The sequence below is a fragment of the Brevibacterium sp. SMBL_HHYL_HB1 genome (genome assembly GCF_018208375.1).
In the GTDB taxonomy this organism is placed as follows: domain Bacteria; phylum Actinomycetota; class Actinomycetes; order Actinomycetales; family Brevibacteriaceae; genus Brevibacterium; species Brevibacterium intestinavium.
This window is the reverse complement of record NZ_CP062936.1, coordinates 3,956,209-3,979,174: the sequence shown is the minus strand read 5'-3', so window position 1 is coordinate 3,979,174 and position 22,966 is coordinate 3,956,209. Positions and strand designations below refer to the sequence as shown.

At 67.3% G+C, this 22,966-nt stretch carries 18 protein-coding genes; 8 read left to right on the top strand and 10 right to left on the bottom strand.

All coding sequences use genetic code 11. The annotated features are described in order from the left end of the window. Positions 1-353 precede the first annotated feature (353 nt). On the bottom strand, positions 354-1,964 hold the full coding sequence (locus IG171_RS18075; RefSeq protein ID WP_212128695.1) for an acyltransferase: 1,611 nt from the start codon (positions 1,962-1,964) through the stop codon (positions 354-356). Positions 1,965-2,285: 321 nt separating this feature from the next. Next, positions 2,286-3,521: an IS30 family transposase gene (locus tag IG171_RS18070; RefSeq protein WP_212128694.1), complete on the bottom strand. Its 1,236-nt coding sequence runs from the start codon at positions 3,519-3,521 to the stop codon at positions 2,286-2,288. Positions 3,522-3,844: 323 nt separating this feature from the next. Between IG171_RS18070 and IG171_RS18065 the strand changes: the two genes are divergently transcribed. Then, complete coding sequence (locus tag IG171_RS18065) at positions 3,845-4,897, top strand: nitronate monooxygenase (RefSeq protein ID WP_212128693.1); 1,053 nt, start codon at positions 3,845-3,847, stop codon at positions 4,895-4,897. Positions 4,898-5,093: 196 nt separating this feature from the next. Here the strand turns inward: IG171_RS18065 and IG171_RS18060 are convergent, their stop codons facing one another. Beyond that, positions 5,094-5,717, bottom strand: a complete 624-nt coding sequence (locus IG171_RS18060; RefSeq protein WP_249204365.1) for a response regulator transcription factor — start codon at positions 5,715-5,717, stop codon at positions 5,094-5,096. Positions 5,718-5,993: 276 nt separating this feature from the next. On the opposite strand from IG171_RS18060, the gene IG171_RS18055 reads away from it, so the two are divergent. The 6 genes from IG171_RS18055 to IG171_RS18030 all read left to right on the top strand — a co-directional run bounded on the left by IG171_RS18055 (position 5,994) and on the right by IG171_RS18030 (position 13,426). Then, positions 5,994-6,908, top strand: coding sequence for a hypothetical protein (locus tag IG171_RS18055; protein ID WP_212128692.1), 915 nt, complete (start codon positions 5,994-5,996; stop codon positions 6,906-6,908). A 74-nt stretch (positions 6,909-6,982) separates the two neighbouring features. Beyond that, the gene (locus IG171_RS18050) at positions 6,983-8,938 is read left to right on the top strand and encodes a sensor histidine kinase (RefSeq protein WP_212128691.1); all 1,956 of its coding nucleotides are present in this window, start codon (positions 6,983-6,985) and stop codon (positions 8,936-8,938) included. Between the two features lie 98 nt (positions 8,939-9,036). Further along, the gene (locus IG171_RS18045) at positions 9,037-9,864 is read left to right on the top strand and encodes a hypothetical protein (protein WP_212128690.1); all 828 of its coding nucleotides are present in this window, start codon (positions 9,037-9,039) and stop codon (positions 9,862-9,864) included. Positions 9,865-9,895: 31 nt separating this feature from the next. Next, positions 9,896-11,230, top strand: a complete 1,335-nt coding sequence (locus IG171_RS18040; RefSeq protein WP_212128689.1) for a beta-eliminating lyase-related protein — start codon at positions 9,896-9,898, stop codon at positions 11,228-11,230. Positions 11,231-11,327: 97 nt separating this feature from the next. Then, a complete protein-coding gene (locus IG171_RS18035) occupies positions 11,328-12,794 on the top strand; it encodes a histidine kinase (protein WP_212128688.1) in 1,467 nt (488 codons plus the stop codon). Next, positions 12,791-13,426 (top strand): response regulator transcription factor, encoded by a 636-nt coding sequence (locus IG171_RS18030; RefSeq protein ID WP_212128687.1) that lies wholly within the window; start codon positions 12,791-12,793, stop codon positions 13,424-13,426. The genes IG171_RS18035 and IG171_RS18030 overlap by 4 nt, the downstream gene beginning before the upstream one ends. A gap of 18 nt (positions 13,427-13,444) precedes the next feature. Here IG171_RS18030 and IG171_RS18025 read toward each other — a convergent pair whose 3' ends face one another. The 3 genes from IG171_RS18025 to IG171_RS18015 form a co-directional block, all read right to left on the bottom strand. Further along, on the bottom strand, positions 13,445-13,927 hold the full coding sequence (locus IG171_RS18025; RefSeq protein WP_212128686.1) for a hypothetical protein: 483 nt from the start codon (positions 13,925-13,927) through the stop codon (positions 13,445-13,447). Between the two features lie 56 nt (positions 13,928-13,983). Next, positions 13,984-14,745 carry an SDR family NAD(P)-dependent oxidoreductase gene (locus IG171_RS18020; protein WP_212128685.1) on the bottom strand — a complete coding sequence of 254 codons (762 nt, stop codon included), beginning with the start codon at positions 14,743-14,745 and terminating at the stop codon, positions 13,984-13,986. A 313-nt stretch (positions 14,746-15,058) separates the two neighbouring features. Further along, positions 15,059-15,637, bottom strand: coding sequence for an NAD(P)H-dependent oxidoreductase (locus IG171_RS18015; RefSeq protein ID WP_212128684.1), 579 nt, complete (start codon positions 15,635-15,637; stop codon positions 15,059-15,061). 411 nt (positions 15,638-16,048) lie between these two features. On the opposite strand from IG171_RS18015, the gene IG171_RS18010 reads away from it, so the two are divergent. After that, a complete protein-coding gene (locus tag IG171_RS18010; protein WP_212128683.1) occupies positions 16,049-16,711 on the top strand; it encodes a TetR/AcrR family transcriptional regulator in 663 nt (220 codons plus the stop codon). 250 nt (positions 16,712-16,961) lie between these two features. Here IG171_RS18010 and IG171_RS18005 read toward each other — a convergent pair whose 3' ends face one another. From IG171_RS18005 to IG171_RS17990, 4 genes are all read right to left on the bottom strand, one after another. After that, positions 16,962-18,782, bottom strand: a complete 1,821-nt coding sequence (locus tag IG171_RS18005; protein WP_212128682.1) for an ABC transporter ATP-binding protein — start codon at positions 18,780-18,782, stop codon at positions 16,962-16,964. Then, positions 18,779-19,708: an ABC transporter permease gene (locus IG171_RS18000; protein ID WP_212131776.1), complete on the bottom strand. Its 930-nt coding sequence runs from the start codon at positions 19,706-19,708 to the stop codon at positions 18,779-18,781. Before IG171_RS18000 ends, IG171_RS18005 begins: the two co-directional genes overlap by 4 nt. 112 nt (positions 19,709-19,820) lie before the next feature. Then, positions 19,821-20,912 (bottom strand): ABC transporter permease, encoded by a 1,092-nt coding sequence (locus tag IG171_RS17995; protein ID WP_212128681.1) that lies wholly within the window; start codon positions 20,910-20,912, stop codon positions 19,821-19,823. 140 nt (positions 20,913-21,052) lie between these two features. Beyond that, positions 21,053-22,687, bottom strand: a complete 1,635-nt coding sequence (locus tag IG171_RS17990; protein ID WP_212128680.1) for an ABC transporter substrate-binding protein — start codon at positions 22,685-22,687, stop codon at positions 21,053-21,055. Between the last annotated feature and the right edge of the window lie 279 nt (positions 22,688-22,966).

Genomic DNA, 22,966 nt, shown 5'->3' with positions numbered 1-22,966 from the left:
GCGAGGAGATCCTCCTCGGCTCCCGCCCTGCCAGCCGGCCGAACTGGCGGTCTCAGCGGCCGCTTTCCGGCGGAAGCATCGGCATCATCGGGCGACAATCAAGAGCTTCGAACCGTGCGGACAGTGCCCAGGTCTGCGAATTCTTGTATGCGATCATCATGCCCTCTGCTGAAGTGATGCCGTGTTCTGTTGACGCCATTCACCGTAGCACCAAACGGTATTGCTCAACAATATTTTCTCATAAGTTCCGTCACTCACCGTCATATTCGCCCCCGCAGGTCCTCTGTCCGCTCCCTCGAACCGGACTGCCCGGCCGCAGTCGTTGAGCAGTCGGATGGTTCGAGGAGCTCAGCTCATGAGTCGAGTCCGGCCGAGACGGTGAGCGAGCCCATCAGCAGACCGATCGCGATCAGCGTCCAGACCAACGGTGCGACACCGGCGAGAAGCGCGATGGCGATGCCGACGGTGGCGGCTCCCACCGCGATGACTGCGCGGGCCTGAGGACGCATGACTGCAACGCGTGCCCTCTCATTCACTGCCGCACCGAGGCGTGTGCCGTTCCTGTTCCCGCGCAGCTCACGGACGAATCCGGCGATCGCCGAACCTGCGGCGGCCAGACGCGGCTCGGAGGGAAATGGGATCCATGCCGCCGCCATGGCGACCGCGGCCGACAGCCCCATCACCACGAGCAGCCATATCGGCCTGGAGACCCACCACCAGCCCGAACCGACTGCGGGCAGAACGAATTCGGCCAGATGCGGGACGCCGGACACCGCCTGTGCCAGCCATCCGAGCCCGCCGATGAGGACGATGACGACACTCATGTGCCACAGATAGACCTGCATTCCGAACCGGTTGCCCCAAGCGATGAGCCGACGCCAGAACTGTGCGCGGAGAATTCGGACTGCGGGCACCGCCTCGGCGCCGGGACCGATCTCGGGGCCGGTCTCGGCAGCACTGCCGCCTGCTCCGGTGAGCATCGCGGTCAGCCTTCTGTGGACCAGCCGGAGCCCACAGATCTGCACCACTCCGAGCAGGACGAGAGCGCCGGTGGGAGGATTGAGGTTGACGAGCATGTTCGGGCTGTAGACCCCGGCGGCGACGAGGCCGACCAGAAGTGACAGCGCGGTCGCCAGCCCCAACCACACGTGGAGCCTGCGCACGGGACGGTCGAGAGCATCCGCGTAGAAGAACCCGAGCTGTTGGACGAGGGGCCAGACGAGAACGAAGTTGACGTAGGCGAGCCCGTGGACTCCTGTCACAGCGACCAGACCGTCGACGACGATGACGGCAGCGGTCAGGACTGCGAGGGATCGCCTCGGCGCTCTTTCGTGAAAATGCACCGCCAGCGGCACCAATGCGGTGAGGCCGACGTAGACGGCGAGGAACCACAGCGGTTGGCCGATGCGGTGGCTGGCCTCGGTGACGAGTTCGGACGGGGCGCCGAGCCCCGAGGCCACGGACAGGCCGAGGCCGGTGAAGCCGATGAGCACGGTGACCGGGACGACGAGTCGACGCAGGCGAGCGCGGAGGTAGTCGCCCCAGCTGCCGCCTTCGGCGCGGATGCGGCGCCAACTGATGATGCCGGCACATCCGCCGATGACGAAGAACAGGGGCATGATCTGGAAGAGCCAGGAGGCGGCGGCGAACCCGGTGGTGTGCGACAGCGCGACCGTGGGCACCACGCTGCCGTCGGGGCCGAGCACGGCCGCACTCATCAGCGAGTGGAGGACGACCACCACGACGAGGCAGGCGAAGCGGACGAGGTCGATGGCGGGGTCTCGGCGCGACCCGGCGCGTGTGGTCGGGCGGGAGGATGAGAGCGGCGGGGAGACAGGGGTCTTGAGGGATGCGGAGCCGGAGGATGTGGGCGCCGCCGCGTGGGAGCGGGCTGGCGGCGGGCCGCTCGTGGCCGGTTGTGGGGTGGTTGCAGCTGCTGACGGGCCTTCGAGGATGAGGGACATGGGAGCTCCTGGGACGATTCTGCGGTCAATGACTGCCTCGAAGCTAGGAGCCGGGTTCGCATGCGCACATCACCATGGAGTCTCCACTCGCGGCCACCGAACCGATACTTTCGGTTGCCCCTCCGCTCACCCACGCCCCTACCGCAAGCTCACCGCCGTGCCCGCAGGCGGGCGCCGGGCTCACAGCTGCCCGCAGGCGTGTGCCGGGCTGTCGGCTGGCCGCAGGCACGTACCGAAGCGGCGAAGTCCGAGGGATCACGGCTGGCCGTAGCCGAAGAGCTGATTTCGCGGGAGAGGAATGTTGGTTTCGCGGGGGCGGTTTCAAGCGGTCGTTGCAACACCCGGTGATTGATCGTGTTCAGACAACAGCTTATCCAGGGCCTCGGCCGGCGTCGCCCAGCTTAAGGTCTTACGCGGCCTGCTGTTGAGTTCAGCCGCGACCATGTCCAGATAACCCGGCCCCCACTGACTGAGGTCCGACCCCTTCGGGAAGTACTGGCGCAGCAGACCGTTCGTGTTCTCATTCGTACCCCGCTGCCACGGACTGTGAGGATCACAGAAGTAGATATCAAGACCAGTGACCTTGCTGATCTCTTCGTGGTCGCACATCTCGTGTCCCTGATCCCATGTCAGTGACCGCTTCAACGCTTCGGGCAACTCGGCGATCTTGGCGATCATGGCGTCAGCGACGTCCTCGGCCCCGTGTTTGCCTGGCAGATGCAACAACATCGTGAACCTCGTGGTGCGCTCGACCAGCGTCCCAATCGCTGATCCTGACGCTGTCGAGCCGAGGATGAGATCACCCTCCCAGTTGCCAGGAACAGCCCTGTCTTCTACGGACTTGGGGCGCTGGGAAATATTGACCATGTTCGGGATCCGCCCTCGCCGTTCGTCGGTCCTACGATGCGGCTTGCGCAACCTGCGACCGGTCCGCAGATGCGTGACCAACTCACGTTTGAGTCCGCCGCGTCCCTGGACGTACAGGGCCTGATAGATCGTTTCGTGCGACACCCACATCTCCGGAGTATTCGGGTAGTCCTCGCGCAAACGGTGAGCGATCTGCTCGGGACTGTGCTTGAGCTTCAATCGTGCCTGGACCTCTCGGCGCAGGGCAAGATTCGTCGCGAGCTTCCCGGGTCGGTGACGAGTGCGTTTCCGGTCGGCATCAGACTGGCAGACACTGGCCAAATACGAGGGCCGGCTGGGTCGTACGTCCTGAGGGTTACGAGGCGCGCGACGCAGCTCACGACTGATCGTCCCGGGGTCTCTGTTGAGACGCCTGGCGATATCCCGCACGCCGAGGCCCTGGACTCGGTACATCGCGATGTCCTCGCGTTCATCGAACGTGAGGTAGCGACGAGAGCGTCCGTAGCTGTGTGGTGGTTTCACACCTCCACGATGGCGGAACCAATTACGACACGTCGTTATCGACGCGCCCAGGGCCCTGGCGGCTTCTTCGATATCGCGGCCGGCTCGGATCTGGTCCCAGAATTCGACCGCGAACTTCGTGGGTTTAGTCGGTGGCTGATTGCGACCTCTCATTGCTACTTCCCCCATTTCGAGGGGTGTTGCAACGAACCCTTGAACCCAAGGGGAGAGAACTGTTGGTCTCACGCGCCGCAACCAACATTCCTCTCCCGCAAAATCGGGCCGATGCTCATACCCCGGCGTTGCGCAGCACCTCGCACCCCAAAACCCTCGCCGGCACCCTGTCGCGCAACCGCGCAGCACTCTCCGCGCGAGCGCCCTGCCGCGCAACCGCACAGCACCTTCCGCGCGGGTGCCCGTCTGGACGGACACTTCGTCGGCCCACCTGAGTCGAGTGCAAGAATGGCAGGGGGCATGCAGCCATGCCGCAGTCGTGAGGATGGGAGAAGACCGTGACGATCGCCTTCGAGAAGACCGAGCTGCCGATCATCGCAGCGCCCATGGCCGGAGGCACGACGACCGCCGAACTCACCGAGGCCGTCGCCCGCGCCGGTGGATTCCCCTTCGTCGCCGGCGGCTATCTCACCGCCGAGGCCATGGCTGCGCAGGTCGACCGGATGCGCGAGACCACCGACATCTTCGGCGTCAACCTCTTCGCCCCGAATCCCGTGCCCATCGACCGCGTGGCATTCGATTCCTTCGTCGCAGCGCTGACCCCGGCCGCCGCCGAGCGAGGCCTCTCACTCGATCCCGAGCCCGTCGACGACGATGATCACTACGATGACAAACTCGACTGGCTCATCGCCCATCCGGTCCCTTTGGTCTCGACGACCTTCAACCTGCCCACTTCCGAGGCGGTCGACCGCCTCCACGCCGTCGGCACCCAGGTCGTCGCCACGGTGACGACCGCAGCCGAGGCTCGCGCCGCGGCCGAACGCGGAGTCGACGGCCTCATCGTCCAGGGGCCTCGCGCCGGCGGGCACTCCGGCACCGCGGACCCGACACGGACCATCGAGGACCGTGCCACGACCGACCTCGTCCGCGACATCCTCGCCGAGGTGGACCTGCCCGTGGCCGCAGGCGGCGGAGTCGACGGGCCCGATGCCGTCGCAGAGCTGCTGGATGCGGGCGCTGATGCCGTCATCGTCGGCACTCTGCTGCTGCGCTCCGATGAGGCAGGCACCTCACCCGTCCACCGTGCCGCACTGGTCTCCGAGGAATTCTCGGAGACCCGACTGACCAGGGCCTTCACCGGTCGGCCCGCCCGGGCGCTGGTCAACGACTTCGTGCGCGAATTCGATCCGGTGGCCGTCGATGCCTACCCGGCAGTGCACCATCTGACGAAGGAGTTCCGGGCGGAGTCGAAGAAGGCCGACGACCCGCACGGCCTGCACCTGTGGGCCGGAACCGGGCATCGCAATGCTGCCGAGGGTTCGGCGGAGACGATCGTCAAGGACCTCGGCGGCCGATTCCCACGGCGCGGCCTATTCCCACGGCGCGACTGATTCGCACCGCGCGGCCACAGGCGCTGACCGCGCCCTCAGAGCGGTTCGACGGTGATGGACAGCCACGTCTTCGCCGTGCCTCCCAGTATGAGCGTCGGCTCCGCCCTTCCGCCAGACCCCGATCGGCCAGACCCGCTCGCCCTTCCGCCAGACCCCGCTCGCCCAGACCCGCTCGCCGTTCCGCCGACCCCCGGTCTCAGCTGCCGGCGACGACCAGGCCCGATTCGTAGGCGGCGACGACGATCTGGGTGCGGTCGCGCAGACCCAGCTTCGACAGGATCCGGGACACGTGCGTCTTCACCGTCTGTTCGGCGAGGAAGAGCTGCTGGGCCACCTCGGCGTTGGCATGGCCTTTGGCCACCAGCCTCATGACGTCGATCTCCCGGTCGGTCAGCTGCCCGAGCACGGCGGTGTCCTTGACCACGGAGGGTCCGGCCACGTATTCGGCGATGAGTCGCCGGGTGACCGAGGGGGCCAGCAGCGAATCGCCGCCGGCGACCACGCGCACGGCGGTGATGAGGTCCTCGGCGGTGGCGTCCTTGAGGAGGAATCCGCTGGCACCGGCGCGCAGGGCGGAGAAGACGTATTCGTCGGCGTCGAAGGTCGTGAGCATGACGATCCGCGGGTGGTCGCCGGGCATCGAGAAGACCGCGCGGGTGGCGTCGAGGCCGTTGAGGCCCGGCATCCGAATGTCCATGAGGATGACGTCGGGGGCGGTGCGGCGGACGAGGTCGACGACGGCCGATCCGTCCTCGGCGCTGCCGACGACCTGCATGTCCGTCTGCGCGTCGAGCAGGGCCCCGAAGCCCTGCCGGACCATGGCCTGATCGTCGACGATGGCCACACGGATCGTCGTCGACGACGGTGGAGGCACCCCCGCCGAGGCGGCCCTGTCGTTCACGTCCCCCGATTCCCCGATTCCCGGCATGGTTCCACGCTACCGGAGGGGCCGGCCCAGCACCCGGGAGAATCGCGAGAACATGTCCTCTGAGCACCGCGGTTGAGCGGATTTCATCCTCGCGTAGGGTCCCGGACGAGGCAGAATCACCCGTTCGTATCATGTGCCGGCACCGACTTCCTCCTTAGTGTGTCGGCCATGATCATCACCGCCATCGTCCTCGCAACCGCCGCCGCTCTCTGTCTGGCGCTGGGCACTCACCTGCAGAGGCACGCCGTGGCCGCCCTGCCGCCCGGGCTCAGACGCCGCTCCACCTGGGTCGCCGGTCTCGGCCTCATGGGCCTGGTCACGGTGCTCAACGTCATCGCCCTCGGGCTCGGGCCGGTCTCGATCGTCCAGCCCATCGGCGCAGTGTCCCTCGTCTTCGCCGCGCTCATCAGCCGACGCTTCTTCGGGCTGCGCCTCGCCGCGCCCATGCTCGCCGGCATCGCGGTGACGCTGGTCGGGATCTTCGCGTTCGTGGCCACCTCGGCGAGGTTCTCCCACGAGCTCGTCGTCAGCGAGCAGTCGGTGACCTGGCTGCTCGCCGTCCTCGTCGCACTCAGCCTCTTCGCCGGCGCGTTCTCCATCGGTTCGGCCGGCCACATCCCGCGCGTGGTCATGACCGGCATCGTCTTCGGCACGGTGGCCGCGGCCGTCCATGTGCTCGCCCGCTCGGTCATCGTGGCCGGGCTGCCCGGGCTCGTGCCTCTGGGAGTGCGGTGGTGGATTCTGCTCGGCGCGGTGGGGCTGGCCTCCGTCGCGGGGTTCTGGCTCGTCCAGACCGCCTATGCCCGCGGTCCGGCCGAGACGGTGCTGGCCGGGCTGACGGTCATCGACCCGATCGTGACCGTGATCATCGGTGCGGCCTTCTTCGGTGAGTACACGGGTCTGACCGCCGCCGCGACCGCCGGTCTGCTCGCCTCGGCGGCGGTGGGTGCGGGCGGGGTGTGGATGCTCTCGCGCTTCCACCCCACCGTCCTCGCCTCCCGGACTCCCACCGCCGAGGCGAGCGTCTCGATCACCGAGGCGAGCGCCGCCTCTGAGACCCTGCAGCAAGGAACCCGCTCATGAACCCCTCCCCCGCAGCCCCGACCGTCCCTGCTCCGACCGGTGCGTCCGGGACCGGAAACCCGTACGCTGAGGAGGTGCCACGTCCAGCAGAGCCCCCGCAGACCGGTCGATTCCGGTGGGCCCGACTGTGGCACAACCTGGGCCGTGACTCCGTCCTGATCGCGCCCGGTCTGGTCATCTCCGCCATCGCGGTGCCGACGCTGGTGACCCTGTTCGCGGCCTCGATCGCCACCGTCATCATCTGGGTCGGTCTCCTCCTCCTGCCCCTGACCCTGACCATCGCCCGCGCCTTCGGGAGCCTGTCGCGGGCCCGTGCCCGGGCATGGGGTGCTCCCATCGCCGAGGTGGCCGCCCGTCCGCAGGGTCAGGGGCTCCGCGGCCTGCTGGCCCCGGCCACCGACGCCCGCGCCTGGCTGGACCTGCTCTTCGAAGCCGTGTTCGCCCTGCCGATCCGCCTGCTCACCTTCTCCGTCACCGCCTCATGGTTCTTCGCCGGTCTCGGCGGAGCCAGTTTCTTCTTCTGGGGCCGGTTCCTGCCCGAAGGCGGCGGCGACACGGTCGATTGGGTCGTCGCCTGGGTGACGGACTCACCGGTCACCGACCTCGGTTTCACCGCCGAGGCGACCTTCCAGTTCGCCGCGGGCATCGTCCTCCTCCTCTCATTCCCCTTCGTACTGCACGCCATGGCCCTGCTGGAGATCGCGACGATCAAGGCCGGGCTGGCACCCGGACCCAACGGGGTTCTCTCGCCCGAGCAGGCTCGCACCGGCGAGTTGTCTGCGGCCCCTGTCGAGGGCGGGTTCACAGACGCGGCCGCCCCCGGCCTCGAACACGATTCCCGTGTCAGCGCTCTTCTCACGCGTGGCGACGGTGAGGGCTGGTTCTGGCTGCTGAGCATCTTCGTCGGCACAGTGCTGCTGGCCGTCTCGTGGCCAGTGACTGCTGGGCTCTACGGAGTGTGGACGGTGACCGCGATGCAGGTTGCGATCGGTCAAAGCGCGTCGCTCGTCTTGGCTGTCCGCATGCCCGCCGCGGCGATCGTCCTCGGTGTCATGTCATCGGCGGTCGGCATCTATGCGACTTCGGATTCGACCGGCCTGGTCTGGCCCTGGACCGCGACGTCGATACTGGCACTGCTGTTCCTGCATCTCATCGTGGGCATGCGCCACAGCTGGCTCTACCTGATCATCCTGTGGGGCGCCAGCTCTGCACTCGGCGCTCTCAGTCTCTTCGCCCCGCATGCGGGAGACCTCTCCGGGGCACTGGCCAATGTCATCACCACGGTCTCGCTCACAGCCGGCGCCGGCATCATCGGCGTCACCGGCAGACTGTTCATCAGCGGTCGCCGGCAGCTGGCCACCGAACGCGAACTCAGCGCGACGGAGCTGGCCAAACGACACGAACTCGAGGAGCGCAACCGCATCGCCCAGGAACTCCATGATGTCGTCGCCCACAGCATGTCGGTCATCAGCGTGCAGGCGACGACGGCGAAGTACCGGCTGCCCGGACTCGATGAGCGCAGCCTCGGCGAGTTCGATTCGATGGCCGCATCGTCCCGGCAGGCGCTGACCGAGATGCGCGGCCTGCTCGCGATCCTCCGCGGCGGCCGTGATGCCGATCTGGCCCCGCAGCCGACCATCGACGACATTCCGGCGCTCGTCGACATCACCCGGGGGTCGGGGGCGAGCGTCGACCTCGACCTGCCTGCCGAGCCCGTCGAACTGACGCCGACGGCGAGCCTGACCGCCTTCCGCATCGTCCAGGAGAGCCTGTCGAATGCTCTGCGGCACGCCGCCGGCGCCCCCGTGAGCGTCACTGTCACCGCCAGCGGACAGTTCCTCGAGATCACCGTGATCAACGGCCCCGCCGAGGCGGCCGGTCCCACCCCCGCGGCTGCGAAGAATCCCCTCGGCGGCGGCTTCGGACTCAGGGGAATGCGCGAACGCGTCGAAGTCCTGGGCGGGTCCCTGCAGGTGGGGCCGAGGTCGCCCGGCGGCTTCGAGGTCCGGGCGACACTGCCCACGGACTGAGGCGGTCAGGCCCGCGGACCGAGAACCGAAGAGAGGCGGGCGGGTCGATGACATACTGGCGGTGCTGATCAGAGCCCCTCTCGCAAAGGACAGACTCGATGGCACCATCGCAGACACCGACACGTCGACAGCCGGGGCCGACCGTCCGCGTCCTCCGCCGCGTCATCGCCATCATCATCGTCGTGGCCTTCAGCTCGGCCGCGGCGGGAGGAATCATCGTCCTGCTCGTGGACATCGGGTCGGAGACGACGTTCCAGGTGGTCTCCACCACGGCCCTGACCGGGGCCTCCAGCGTCGCTGCCTTCTGCGGAGCCACGCTCCTCGGCCGGAGGGGGCAGTGGTTCGGCGCCGTCACCATCGGCCTCGCGGCGATCACGCTGGCGCTGAGCCTGTGGTTCCTCTGGGGCGATCCCTACGCGGACCCTTTCAGCACCTCCTTCACCGACGTCCTCGACCAGGTGCTCTACTCGCTCATCGTCGTCACCGCCGTGGCCTCGGTCTGCTCGCTCATCCTCCTCCTGGCCTCGACCAGATCGTGGACGGTGCGGATCGCGTTGGCTCTCACGCTCGGTCTGCTCGCGCTCGGCACCGCTCTGACCCTCATCACGATCTGGGTGGAAACAGCCTGGGAGTACGACTGGCTGACCCGGGTCAACGGAATCGTGTGGATCCTCGCCGCCCTCGGAGTCGTCGTCGTGCCCCTGTCCTCACTGCTGCTGAAAACGGGGACGAAGCCGACCGCTGCCACTCAAGAGGGCACCGTCCCGCACGCCTCCGCGACACAGTCGATCGCCTCCCCGGGCCCGTCGGCGGCCTCGCTCCACCGCCTCGAGGCCGCCGCACGCGCCGAGGGCATCACGGCCGACGAGCTCCTCGACCGGCTGCTCGAGACCGACGGGCGTCCCCCGTCCGAACCGCAGACCTGAAGCCCGCACACCAACGACGAAGGAGTCACCGATGCACCAGTCACCACAGTCCTGGGTCCCGGCCGGCAGCCGGGCCCGCATCACCGAGATCGCGGAGGAACACCTCGGCGCGGGGACGACGATGGCCGAGACCGTCGCCGGGATCGAATCCCTCATCGCCGCCTCCGATCGGCTCCACGATGAGGAGGCGTTCAACCTCAACCCCGCCTCGAATGTGCTCAACCCGCGGGCGGCGGCCCTGCTGGCCAGCGGCGCGGGCCCACGGACCTCGCTGGGCTATGCGGGCGCGAAGTACGAGATGGGGCTCGAGCACATCGAACAGGTCGAGGTGATCACCGCCGAGCTCGCGGCGCGAGTGTTCAACGCCTCCTTCGCCGAGGTGCGGGTGCCGTCGGGGGCGATGGCCAACCTCTTCGCGTTCATGGCCACGAGCCGTCCCGGTCAGACCATCATCGCCTCGCCGGAGACGATCGGCGGGCACATCACTCACCACGCCGCCGGTGCGGCCGGTCTCTACGGTCTGACCACCGTCGAGGCCCCCGTCGACAGCGGAGCCTACAGCTGCGACCTCGATGCGCTGGCCGCCCTCGCCCGCGAAGTCCGACCCAGCCTGATCACCATGGGCGGCTCGCTCAACCTGTTCGAACACCCCGTGGCGAAGGTCCGCGAGATCGCCGATGAGGTCGGGGCCCACCTGCTCTTCGACGCCGCCCACGTCTGCGGGATGATCGCCGGCAGGCAGTGGGCGAACCCGCTCGACGAAGGCGCGCACCTGATGTCGATGAGCACGTACAAGAGCCTCGGCGGGCCCTCGCACGGCCTGCTGCTGAGCAACGACGACCGCCTGTCCGAGCGCATCGACGCCATCGCCTTCCCCGGGATGACCGCGAACTTCGATGCCGGCGCCGTGGCTGCGCTCGGAGTGACCCTGGCCGACTGGATCGCCTGCGGCGAGGACTATGCCGCCCAGATGCGCGCCTGTGCGTCGAGGCTGGCGGGTGAGCTGTCCGATCGCGGGGTCGAACCCTTCGCCTGTGAGGCCGGTTTCACCGATTCGCACCAGTTCGCCCTGCTCGCCGGCCCCTTCGGCGGCGGGAGCGCGGGGGCGCGGATCCTCGAGGCCGCCGGCTTCCTCACCTCGGGCATCGGCCTGCCCGCCCCCGAAGTGCCCGGTGAGCAGAACGGCATCCGCGTGGGCACTCCCGAGATCGTGCGTCGGGGCATGAGCGCCGAGGACATGCCGCGGCTGGCCGAACTCATGTCCCGCGCCCTCGAGACCGGTCGGGATCAGGCGGCCCTGGCTGAGATCGCCGCCGAGGTGGCCGCGTGGCGCAAGGAGTTCACAGCGGTGCGCTTCACCGCCTGAGAACGAGCCCGGGGCGGAGTCGCGGGAGGAGCGGGAGGTCGGGAATTCATCCTTTCGGGTGACGATCTCGCCCATCGCGGGCGGGTAGTGTCGAACCGTGACCTCGCGCCCCAACCGCCATCCGATCATCCGGGCTCTCATCTGGACCGGCATCGCCCTGCTCTTCGGGGTGCTGCTGCTCCTGACCGTCGTCGCCGCCGAATGGCCGGATATCGCGGCCGCCGGAGCAGATGTCGGCGCGCTGAGTGCGGAGCTGTATCTGCACATCGGCTTGGGCGTGCTCACCCTCGTCTGCCTGCCGTTCGTTCTCATCCGCGACGGGCGGCGGGTCCCGCGTCGGCAGCTGCACCCTCAGGTCCTGGCCGCGGAGAAGCTGCGTGAGCACCTCGCGAGCGGCGGCCGTGGCGGGGAGGAGTTCCTCGCCGCCGACGGTTCGGTCGAATCCCTCCAGCGCCGACCCGGAGGCTGGGTGCCGATCACGATCGGGCTCGCCGGAATCCTCTTCGGCACCGTCAGCGCCCTCGGCGCACCCGCCGCCGCCATCATCCTCGTCTCGCTCTCGGCCAGGCGCAGCTGGACCCTCGACTTCGTCTGCCTCGCCACCGCCATCGCCTCTCAGGCCGCGGCGTACGTGCTGACCCCGCAGACCGTCGGCTCCTTCGAACTGCCGCTGTTCCTCGTCAACAGCACCGCCTTCGCCGTGCTCGTCATCATCGGCGTCATCCGCGGCTCCCGCGAACAGGGGTTCATCGACACCGCCGCGCAGACCCTGCTGCGCGAACGGTCCCGCCAGGATCGTGCCATCGGCGAGGTCCGCCGCGGCATCGCCCGCGACATGCACGATTCGCTGTCGCACCACCTGTCGGTCATCGCCACGTACTCCGGTGCTCTGTCCGTGCGCAAGGACCTCGACCCGGAGGATGTCAGGACCACTGCCAGGCTCATCGCCGACAGTGCCCGACGATCCGGGGTGGAACTGCGCGAGGTGCTCACCATGCTGCGCAGCGACGACCAGGGCACGGTCATCGATCCTGACCTCGACCGCCTCGTGGCCGGACGTGGGGAGACCGCCGAGCTCAGATACATCGAACCGCTCAGCGCGGAGGTGCTCCGCCGGTGCGGGGCTCTGGAACGGACGACGATCTTCCGGTTCGTCCAGGAGGCCATCACGAACGCCGTCAAGCACGCGCCCGGCCAGAAGGTGAGCCTGCGGCTGTCCTTCGATGAGGCGTCGAGCACCATCGTGCTCGTGGCCAGCAACCCGCATGCCGGCCTGGCGCCGGCGTTCCGTGCCGGGGCGCAGCAGCTCGTGACCGGGTCCGGTCTCGGCCTGCTCGGTCTGCGGGAGAGGATGGAGGCCATGGGCGGAGACCTCACGGTGACCACGACTCCCGAGTTCACTCTGCGAGCCCGCCTGCCCGTCGATGCGTCCGTGATCACGAGCGGGGACGGCGAGTCCGCAGAGGCCGGTGCGGCGCGACCGTCGACCGGCTCGCAGGTCAGCGGTTCGCGGCGCTCATCTGATGGCTCGCGCTCCGCTGGCTCGCAGGAGAGGACGCGATGACGATCCGCATGATCATCGCCGATGACGAGTCGCTCATGCGTTCGGGACTGCGCCTCCTGCTCGGGGCCGCGGACGACATCGAGATCATCGCCGAGGCGGCCGATGGGGCCGAGGCCATCGACCTGACCCGCCGGCTGGGTCCCGATCTCGTCCTCATGGACTTCCGGATGCCCGTCATCGACGGGCTCGAGGCGGCGCAGAGACTGCTGAGCGAGCCGGACCACCCCCAGATCCTCATGCTCACGGCCTTCGGCACCGACGATTTCGTCCACCGCGCACTGCAGTCCGGCGCCGCCGGCTACATCCTCAAAGACACCCCGCCCGAGGAGCTGATCAATGCCGTCCGGGCCGCAGCCGACGGTACGCGCACACTCTCGGCGGCCGCCCTGGAGACGCTGATCACCGCGCGGCCGGCGACTGCGGCGGAGGGTCCCGATCCGCTCGCTCCGCTGTCGGACCGGGAACGGGAGATCGCCGAGGCAGTCGCACAGGGAATGACGAATGCGCAGGTGGCCCGGACCCTGTTCGTCTCGACCGCGACGGTGAAGACGCATCTGGCCCGGATCTTCGACAAACTCGATGTCAGCACCCGAGTTCAGCTCGCCCTGCTCGTCAACCAAGCGCGGTGGTGACCGGAGCCATCGGTGCCGTCACGAATGCGACGAGGTGATCGTGTTCATGATGCTCGATGTGCTCACGCCCTCGGCATTCACATTCCTCAGTGCCCACGATCCGGAAAAGACGAGGCTGAGGAGGGCGGGCACGAGGGTGAGCAGGGCCGCCAGTGAGGCGCCGTCGGTTCCCGTCCAGCTCAGCACCTGTGAGGTGCCCATGGTCGCTCCGCAGACGGACAGTCCGACTATCGCACAGCGTCCGAGGAAACCGGTCTTCCGCGGGACGAGTGCTTCACGCCGCAGCAACACGGCGAAAGCGGTCAACGACAGCAGCGCGATCGGCCCGGACAGCACGGGCACGGCGCTGATCTGCATCAGGAAGGACAGGGCAGCCATCACCACCGCCCCGAGCACGCCGAGGCCGATGCAGACGAAGGCGATGACCAGCAGTCTCTTCGCACTCCGGGTCCGGGCCTGCAGCGCCTGCTTGCGCTCCAGCTTTCTCGAACGCGAAGTCATGGAGTCAGTCTACGTCGCGCCCCTGGATCCCGGCGGCTCATCCGGATCATCTCTGATCATTTCGGAGCCATGCGGATCGCACCGTCGAGGCGGATCGTCTCTCCGTTGAGCATCGGGTTCGCCACGATCGATTCGACGAGCTGAGCGTATTCGGCGGGTTTGCCCAACCGCGCCGGATGGGGCACGGACTTGCCGAGGGACTCCTGCGCCTCGGCGGGCAGACCCGCCATCATCGGCGTCTCGAAGATGCCCGGGGCGATGGTGACGACACGGATGAGGGAGGCCGCGAGCTCACGGGCCATCGGCAGGGTCACCGAGGCGACGGCGCCCTTGGACGCCGAGTAGGCGATCTGGCCGATCTGACCGTCGAAGGCCGCCACCGAGGCTGTGTTGATGATGATCCCGCGCTCTTCGCCGACCGCCTCCTGGTCCTGCATGGCGGCAGCGGCCAGACGGCAGACGTTGACGGTGCCGACGATGTTGATGCCCAGCACCTTCTGGAAGGTCTCGAGGGGCAGCGGTCCCTTCCTCGAGACGAGCTTGCCCGGTGTGGCGACTCCCGCGCAGTTGACGACGACGCGCAGGGGGCCGAGGCCGGTGGCCGTGTCGACGGCCGCCTGCACCTGTTCCTCGTTCGTGACGTCCGCGGTGACGAAGTGCGCGGACTCGCCGAGTTCGGCCGCAGCCTGCTGACCCGCCTCGGCGTTGAGGTCGACCATGACGACCTGGGCACCGGCGGCCAGGAGACGTTCGGTGGTGGCTCGGCCGAGTCCGGAGGCTCCGCCGGTGACGAGCGCGACTGTGTTCTGCAGGTCCATGGGTGTTCCTCGCTTCATTTGAGTGAACGTTCTGTCGAAGCGACTCTAACCCAGGCGTGTGGGACCGGTCACCTTCCTGTTCACCCTCGCTCAGCCTGGCTGAATGCACCTGAGTCAACGTGGAGTCAGATTGTCGCTGCGGGACAGCAGCGAAAACCGGATTCGCCATTGAACGAGCGGGCGAGCGACTCGCAGACGGCGGCAGGGCCCGCCGGTCGGTCGGCCGGCGGGCCCTGTTCAGTGTGCGCTCGGTTCGACGGGTCCTGTTCGGTCGGCGATCCCGTCGGGGACCACTTCATGCTGACGTCAGCACTCAGGCGGCCTGCTCCTCGGCGGCGGATTCACGGACGGACTTGAGGGCCTCGCCCCAGCTGACGAGGTCATCGACCATCGAGGCGAACGGAGCCGCCGAGACCCCGGTCGGGGCGAAGGTGCCGTCGGCGACGTCGGTGAAGATCGAGAACGAGGCCTGGTCGCGGACGACGGCGAGCTTGTAGTTCGCGAGGATGTGGCGCAGGTGCTCGGCGGCGCGCACGCCCTTGTCAGCACCGTAGTTGACGATGCCGGCGACCTTGTGATTGAACTCGGTGGCCACGAAGTCCAGCGCGTTCTTCAGCGAACCGGAGATCGAGTGGTTGTATTCGGGGGTGACGAAGATGAAGGCGTCGAACTCGTCGAGCTTCGCACCCCAGGCCTTCGTATGGTCATTGGCGTACATCTTGGCACCGGCGGGGACGACCTCGTCGAGCAGCGGCAGATCGAAGTCGCCGAAGTCGACGACCTCGGCGCGCACGTCATCATTGGCCGACAGCTGGTCGTTGACCCAGGCGACGATCTGCGGGTTGAGCGCCTGCGGACGCGAGGTTCCGGGAATGATGGCAATGTTGAGCATATTCGTCCTAATGTCGGTTGTCGGGATCGACCGAGTGGGATCGGCCGTGCGGGCGAGCATCGCGGTGCTGCGCGCCTCATAACGACGAACCTGGTTGAACGGTCAATCATTCCTGACCGGTGCCGTGACTCCGATCACAACGAGACCCAGTGGGGCTGTCGGCGCAGAGGGTCCTGGGCAGTCGGCGGAGCGCCTCGCGGTGGCCATTCGCGCAAAGCATCATGGGGCTGCTGGCCCACAGCGTCGCGGGACCACCCGCGGGAATCGTCGAACGACCGCGACGGTCGTCCGCCTCCACCGAAATGACGGGACCGGCCGAGGTGGGTGTCGTGTAAAGTCGTGGGGCAAGTGAAAGACTGTTCGATAGAACAGTTCTCTGCGACGGAAATCTAGGCAAGGAGTCCGGTCATCGTGCGATCAACCAACGGCCGCAACAACATCCTCCGCTCGGCACGGGACACCTTCGCGGACAAGGGATTCGACGGTGCGTCCATCCGCGACATCGCGCAGACAGCGGGGCTGAGCCTCTCTGCACTCTACTACTACTTCCCCTCGAAGCAGGAAGCGCTGTACGAACTCGTCCACACCGCGTACTCGTGGTACATCGAGCACAGCCGCGCCGTGATCGCCGAGGTCGACGATGATCCGGTCGATCAGCTGACCGTGGCGGTGCGCTATCTCGCCCGCTACCGGATGGAGAACGTCTCGGTCTCCACCGTGCTGTTGAGGGACACCGAACGGCTCACGGGAGACAACGCCACCCGAGTCAAGGACCTCCAACGGGAGGCCCGCGAGGTCATGGGCGATATCGTCCAGGCCGGCATCGATGCGGGTCACTTCCACGTCGACAGCGCGGCCCTGGCCACACGTGCGATCCACTCGATCTGCAATTCGCTCTCACTCTGGTATCGCCCGACGGGGGACCTGACCCCGGACGACATCGAGCGCGACTTCACTCAGTACACGCTGCGCATCCTCGGCATCGACCCCTCCGGAGAAGAACTCGACCGTCTGCTCGCCCTGCCCGTCAACCAGGCGGGCATGCTCGACTTCATCTCCGCCGACGGGAAATAGCGCCCCTCGCACCACCGAACGGCGGCCCAGTGCCCTCGCATGAGGCGTCTGGGTCGCCGCAGTCCTGCCAGCCGCAGCCCTGCTCGCCCACGCGTTTGTGGTCGCTGCGCCGAGGCGAATCCGCGAAATGAGCGATCACGCTTCGGCGCAGCGACCACAAACCGCCCGCGGCCCGGCCGACAACCGCACGCGAGCCCAACGGCCGGAGTCCCAGCTCGCCGCTGGGCCCGGCGTCAGGTGGTTCGCGATCTCAGCCGGCGGACGAGCGGAGACTGCGGGCGAGTTCGCGACGCTCGGCCTGCTCGGCCGGGTCGGGCACCGGCAGGGAGGCGATCAGCCGCTTCGTGTAGTCGGCCTCCGGCTCTCCGAGCACCTGCTCCCCCGTGCCCTCCTCGAGCAGCTCCCCTTGGAAGAGCACCCCGATGCGATCGGAGAGCATATCGACCACGGCGAGGTCGTGGCTGATGAACAGGGCCGCGAAGTCGAAGCGGTTCTGCAGGTCGACGAACAGCTCGAGCACCTTGGCCTGGACCGAGACATCGAGCGCCGAGGTCGGCTCATCGGCGATGAGCAGCTCCGGACCGAGCGCCAACCCGCGCGCCAAGGAGGCCCTCTGCCGCTGCCCGCCCGAGAGCTCGTGCGGGTAGCGTGCTGCATAGGCGCTCGGCAGCTGCACGGAATCGAGCAGCTCGAGCACCTGCTTCGACCGATCCGCCGCACTCATCTGCCGACGATGGATCGCGAAGGGCTCGGCGATGCATTCTCCGATCGTCAGATGCGGGTTGAATGAGGCCGCCGGGTCCTGGAAGACGAATCCGATCCTGCGCCGGATCGTCGAGAACTCACGCTCCTTGAAGCCGACCATCTCATGTCCGAGCACACTGAGGCTGCCGCCGCTGGCCCTGGTCAGGCCGGCGATCGCGCGACCGATCGTGGTCTTGCCCGAGCCGGATTCGCCGACGAGGCCGTACACCTCCCCGGCCCTGATGTCGAAGCTGACCTTCTTCACCGCGTGGAAGTCGGCGCGGCCGAATCCGCCCGGGTAGACGATGTCGAGGTCGCGCGCGGTCACGATCGACTCCCGCACCTGCCCCTGGCCTGCCTCGGCGGCGGACTGACCCGCCTCGGTGGCGCCGGCCGAGGGCTCCCCCGCCGAGGCGGCACCCGACGCACCGGAGTCCGCCGCCGACGCACCGGATCCCCGACCCGCCTCGGCGGCCGCCGCCTTGCGGCTTCCTGCCACGGTCGAGCCGAGGCGCGGCACGGCCGCGAGCAGTTCGCGCGTGTACTCCTCCTTCGGGTCGCTGAAGAGCCGCTCGACCGAGGAGACCTCGACGAGGTCGCCGCGGAACATCACGGCCACCCGATCGGCGAGATCGGCGACGACGCCCATATTGTGGGTGATGAGCACGATGGCCGTGCCCGTCTCATCACGCAGCTGACGCAGCAGATCGAGGATCTCGGCCTGCACGGTGACGTCGAGGGCCGTGGTCGGCTCGTCGGCGACGATGAGCTTCGCCCCTAGGGCGAGCGCCATGGCGATGACGATGCGCTGCTTCTGGCCGCCCGAGAACTGGTGCGGGTAGTAGTCGAAGCGATTTTGGGCATCGGGGATGCCGACCTGCTCCATCGCGGCCACGACGCGGGTCTTGAGCTCGGCCTTGCTCGCCTTCTTATCGTGGGCCCGCAGCCCCTCGGCGATCTGCCAACCCACGGTGAAGACCGGGTTGAGGGCGGTCGAAGGCTCCTGGAAGACCATCGCCACATCGGACCCGCGCATGGCGCGCAGCTGCTCGGCGGAGACGCTGAGCACGTTCTTGCCGGAGATGACCACGGCCCCCGACCGCTGCGCTGTCTCCGGCAGCAGACCGAGGATGGACCGCGCGGTCACGGTCTTGCCCGACCCCGACTCGCCGACGATGGCGAGCACCTCACCGGGCGAGACCGACAGCGAGACATCCTTGACCGCGTGCACATCGCCGCCGTCGGTGGAGAAGGTGACATCGAGGCCCTCGACGTCGAGGATGCTGCCGGTGGCGGAGGCAGCCGAATCGTGTGTCTGCTTGCTCATGCCTTGACCTCCGCAGATGTGGCGTTCTTCGTCTTGGCCTTGCGCCGCACGCGCAGGCGCGGGTCGTTGAGGTCGTTCATCGACTCACCGACCAGGGTGATGCCGAGCACCGTGAGCACGATGGCCAGGCCCGGGAACACCGAGGTCCACCACACCCCGGACGTCACGTCCGGCAGCGCCTTGTTGAGGTCGTATCCCCATTCCGACGCCGAGGTGGGTTCGATGCCGAATCCCAGGAACCCGAGCCCGGCCAGGGTCAGGATCGCCTCGGAGGAGTTGAGCGTGAAGATCAGCGGCAGCGTGCGCGTGGCGTTGCGGAAGATGTGCTTGGAGATGATCCGCGCCTTCGAGGCGCCGAGGACGATCGCCGATTCGACGAAGGGCTCGGCCTTGAGCCGCAGGGTCTCCGCGCGCACCACGCGGAAGTACTGCGGGATGAAGACCACGGTGATCGAGAACGCGGCAGCGGCGATGCCGCCCCACGCGCTCGACTGCCCGCCGGAGATCGCGATCGACATGACCAGTGCCAGCAGCAGGGTCGGGAACGCGTAGACGGCATCGGCGATGACGACGAGGATGCGGTCGAGCCAGCCGCCGAGGTAGCCGGAGATGAGTCCGAGGATGACACCGGCGAAGATCGACATCACGACGGCCACGACGATGACGGCCACAGCGGTCTGGGCACCCCAGACGACGCGGGAGAAGACATCGTAGCCGCCGACCGTGGTGCCCCAGATATGGGTGCCGCCGGGAGGCAGCTTCGAACCGAAGTTGCCTTCGGAGGTGCCGAGCTGGTTGAAGCCGTAGGGGGCGATGAGCGGGGCGAAGATCGCGCAGATGAGCACGATCGCGCACAGCACGAGCCCGGTGATGAGCATGCCGCGCTGCAGGCCGACCGACTGCCGCAGATGGGAGATGATCGGCAGCCGCGAGAACCAGGACTTCTTGGCCCTGTCGTCGAAGGCGAGGGCGGGGGCACCGGATCCGGGGCCGCCTCGGCGGGGGAATCGGTCGAATGTGGATTCTCTGCAGTGGACATCAGTACCTCACTCGGGGATCGATGAAGGCGGCGAGGACGTCGACGATGAAGTTCGTGATCGCGACGATGACGGCGAGGAACACGACGATTCCCTGCACGGCCACGAAGTCGCGGGCGGTGAGGTATTCGGCGAGCTTGAAGCCGAGCCCCTGCCATCCGAAGGTCGTCTCCGTGAGCACGGCGCCGGCGAGCATGAGGGCGATCTGCATGCCCATGACGGTGACGATCGGGATCAGCGCCGGACGGTAGGCGTGCTTGGTCACCAAGCGGTATTCGGAGATGCCGCGGGACCGACCCGAATCGATGTACTGCTGTTCGAGCGTGCCGATGAGGTTCGTGCGCACGAGTCGGAGGAACACGCCGGCCGTGAGCACGCCGAGCGCGATCGCCGGCAGCACCGCGTGGGAGAGCACATCGGACAGCACGGAGAAGTTGCCGATCCGCAGCGCGTCGATGAGGTAGATCCCGGTCGGATCGACGACGCCGGACATGATGTATTCGGTCTGCGTGGTCCCGCGTCCGGACACGGGCAGGATGGGCAGGAACACTCCGAAGAGGAGTTTGAGGATCATGCCGGCGAAGAACACGGGGGTGGCATAGCCGAGGATGGCGAGCACACGCAGGGCGGCGTCCGGGGCCTTGTCGCGGTGGTAGGCGGCGAGCATGCCCAGCGGGATGCCGAGGATGAACGCCACGATGAGGGCGTAGAAGACGAGCTCGACGGTCGCGGTCCCGTAGGTCATCAGGATGTGCGAGACGGGCTGGCCGTCGGAGACCGCCGTGCCGAAGTCGCCCTTGAGCAGATCGCCCATGTATTCGAAGTACTGGATGATCAGCGGTCGATCGTAGCCGGCCGCGTGGATGCGCTCGGCCAGCTGGTCGGGAGTCAGCCGTCCGCCCATCGAAGCGGTGATCGGATCACCGGTGATGCGCATGAGGAAGAAGACGAGGGTGGTGAGGATGAAGATGGTGGGAATGATGAGGAGGAAGCGGATGAGGACGTAGCGCCCCAATCCGCCCCCGGTGGGCTTCTTCACCGAGGTCGAGGTCTCGGCTGCTTCCGCCCCTGGTTCGCTGATGGCTGCAGACATGTGTTCCTTCGCAGTGTTCGTTTCAATGCCTGTGGGCACGTGCGGACGCAGGGGCGCGTCGGATCGCGACGGCCCCTCGGAGCGAACGCGCCACGAGGTGCAGGCGGCCCGGTCGGCTCACCTGCACCTCGTGCGAGTGCTCACTTGCTCAGCAGTGCCAGTCGGAACTGGAACGCGGGGTCGAGGGTGTCGTCGACTCCCTTGACGTCATTGCCTGAGATCGCGATCTGGCTGCCCTGCAGCAGGGGCAGGGTCGGCAGCTCATCGGCCAGCTGACCCTGGATCTTCTGCAGCGCTTCCGCCCGCTTGTCCTCATCGTCGATGGACGACTGAGCATCCAGCTCCTCGTTCATCGTCTTGTCACGGTAGTGATTGCCCAGGAAGGCCGGGGTCTCGTCCGTGTCATAGAAGAAGGGGACCAGGTAGTTGTCGGCGTCGGAGTAGTCCGGGAACCAGCCCAGCTGATACAGCGGGTAGGCGTCGTCGGTGCGGTCCTTGTTGTACTGGACCCATTCGGTCGACTGGAGGTTGACGTCGAACAGCTCGGTCTTGTCCAGCTGGTCCTTGATGAGTGCGTACTCATCTCCCGAGGACGGACCGTAGTGGTCCGGGTTGTACTGCAGGTTGAGCTTGACCGGGGTCTCGACTCCCGCGTCCTCGAGGGTCTTCTTGGCCTTGGCCACATCGGGTCCGCCCTCGCCGTCTCCGTATTCGGACTTCAGCGGCTCGCTCGAGGCCGGCAGACCGTCGGGAACGTGCGAGTACAGCGGGGTGAAGGTGTCCTTGTAGACCTGGGAGGCCACGGCCTGCCGGTCGACCGAATCGGCCATGGCCTGCCGGACCGCGAGTGCCTTGTCCTCATCGGCCTCATCGGTCTTCGCGCCGAAGGGCATGGTGTCGAGGTTGAACACGATGTAGCGGATCTCGCCGCCGGGTCCCTTGTGGACCGTGAGGTTCTCCTTCTCGCCGAGATCCTCGATGTCGGTGGCCGACAGCGACCGCCAGGCGACGTCGATCTTGTTCTCCTGGATGTCGAGCTTCATGTTGTTCGCATCCGAGTAGTACTTCATCTGCACGGTCTCGGTCTTTGCCGGATCCAGGTAGCCCTGGTAGCCGTCGTAGGCCTCGTACGTGATCAGCTTGTTGAAGTCGAAGCCGGCGATCGAATAGGGGCCGGCGAAGGCCTCGCCGTCCACGATGTCCTGATTGTCCGTGATGGCATCGGCGTCGAAGACGTCCTCGTCGACGATCGGGCCCGCGGCGCTGGCGAGCACGCCCGGCCAGGTCTGATCGTTCTCACGCTTGAGGTTGAAGATCACCGTCTGCTCGTCCGGCGTCTCGACCGATTCGAGACCGCCGAGCAGGGAGGACGGACCGTTCGGATCCTGGATCTTCACCTGGCGGTCGAAGGAGAACTTCACGTCCGAGGAGGTCAGATCGTTGCCGTTGGCGAACTTCATGCCCTCCTTGAGCTTGACCTCGTACTTCGTCGGCTCGGTGAAGTCCGCGGACTCGGCGATCGAGGGGTTGAGCTCGGCGGTGCCGGGTTTGTAGGCGAGGATGAACGGGTAGACCTGCTGCTCGACGAGAGAGCTGCCGTTGTCATAGGCACCTGCCGGGTCGAGCGCGACAACCTTGTCCGTCGTTCCGACCGTGAGCGTGCCGCCTTCGCCGTCTCCGCCGCTTCCTCCGGTCGTCGAGGTCGAGCAGGCGGAGAGGAGCAGAGCGCCGGCCGCGGCGATGGCCACGGCCATTGCACCAGTGCGTCGTTTCATGGTGTTCCTGTCATTTCCAAGTGTGCTCTTCGTGTCGTCTTTGCTCGAAGAGATCCGCACCACATCATACGTATCCCATCCCAAATAGTGAACTGCATCATATGCAGTGACGCACTTCGCAATGACATCGCAATAATTCGGACGAAGCAGCAGAAGACGGCGACTTGCGTCACACGTCACAATGGGCTTCACTTATGAGGTGCATCACAGGCGATTCCCGAGGAACTCTCGAGAACCTGGCCGTTGACGCGACGGTCAGCGCAGTGGCGCAGACTTTCC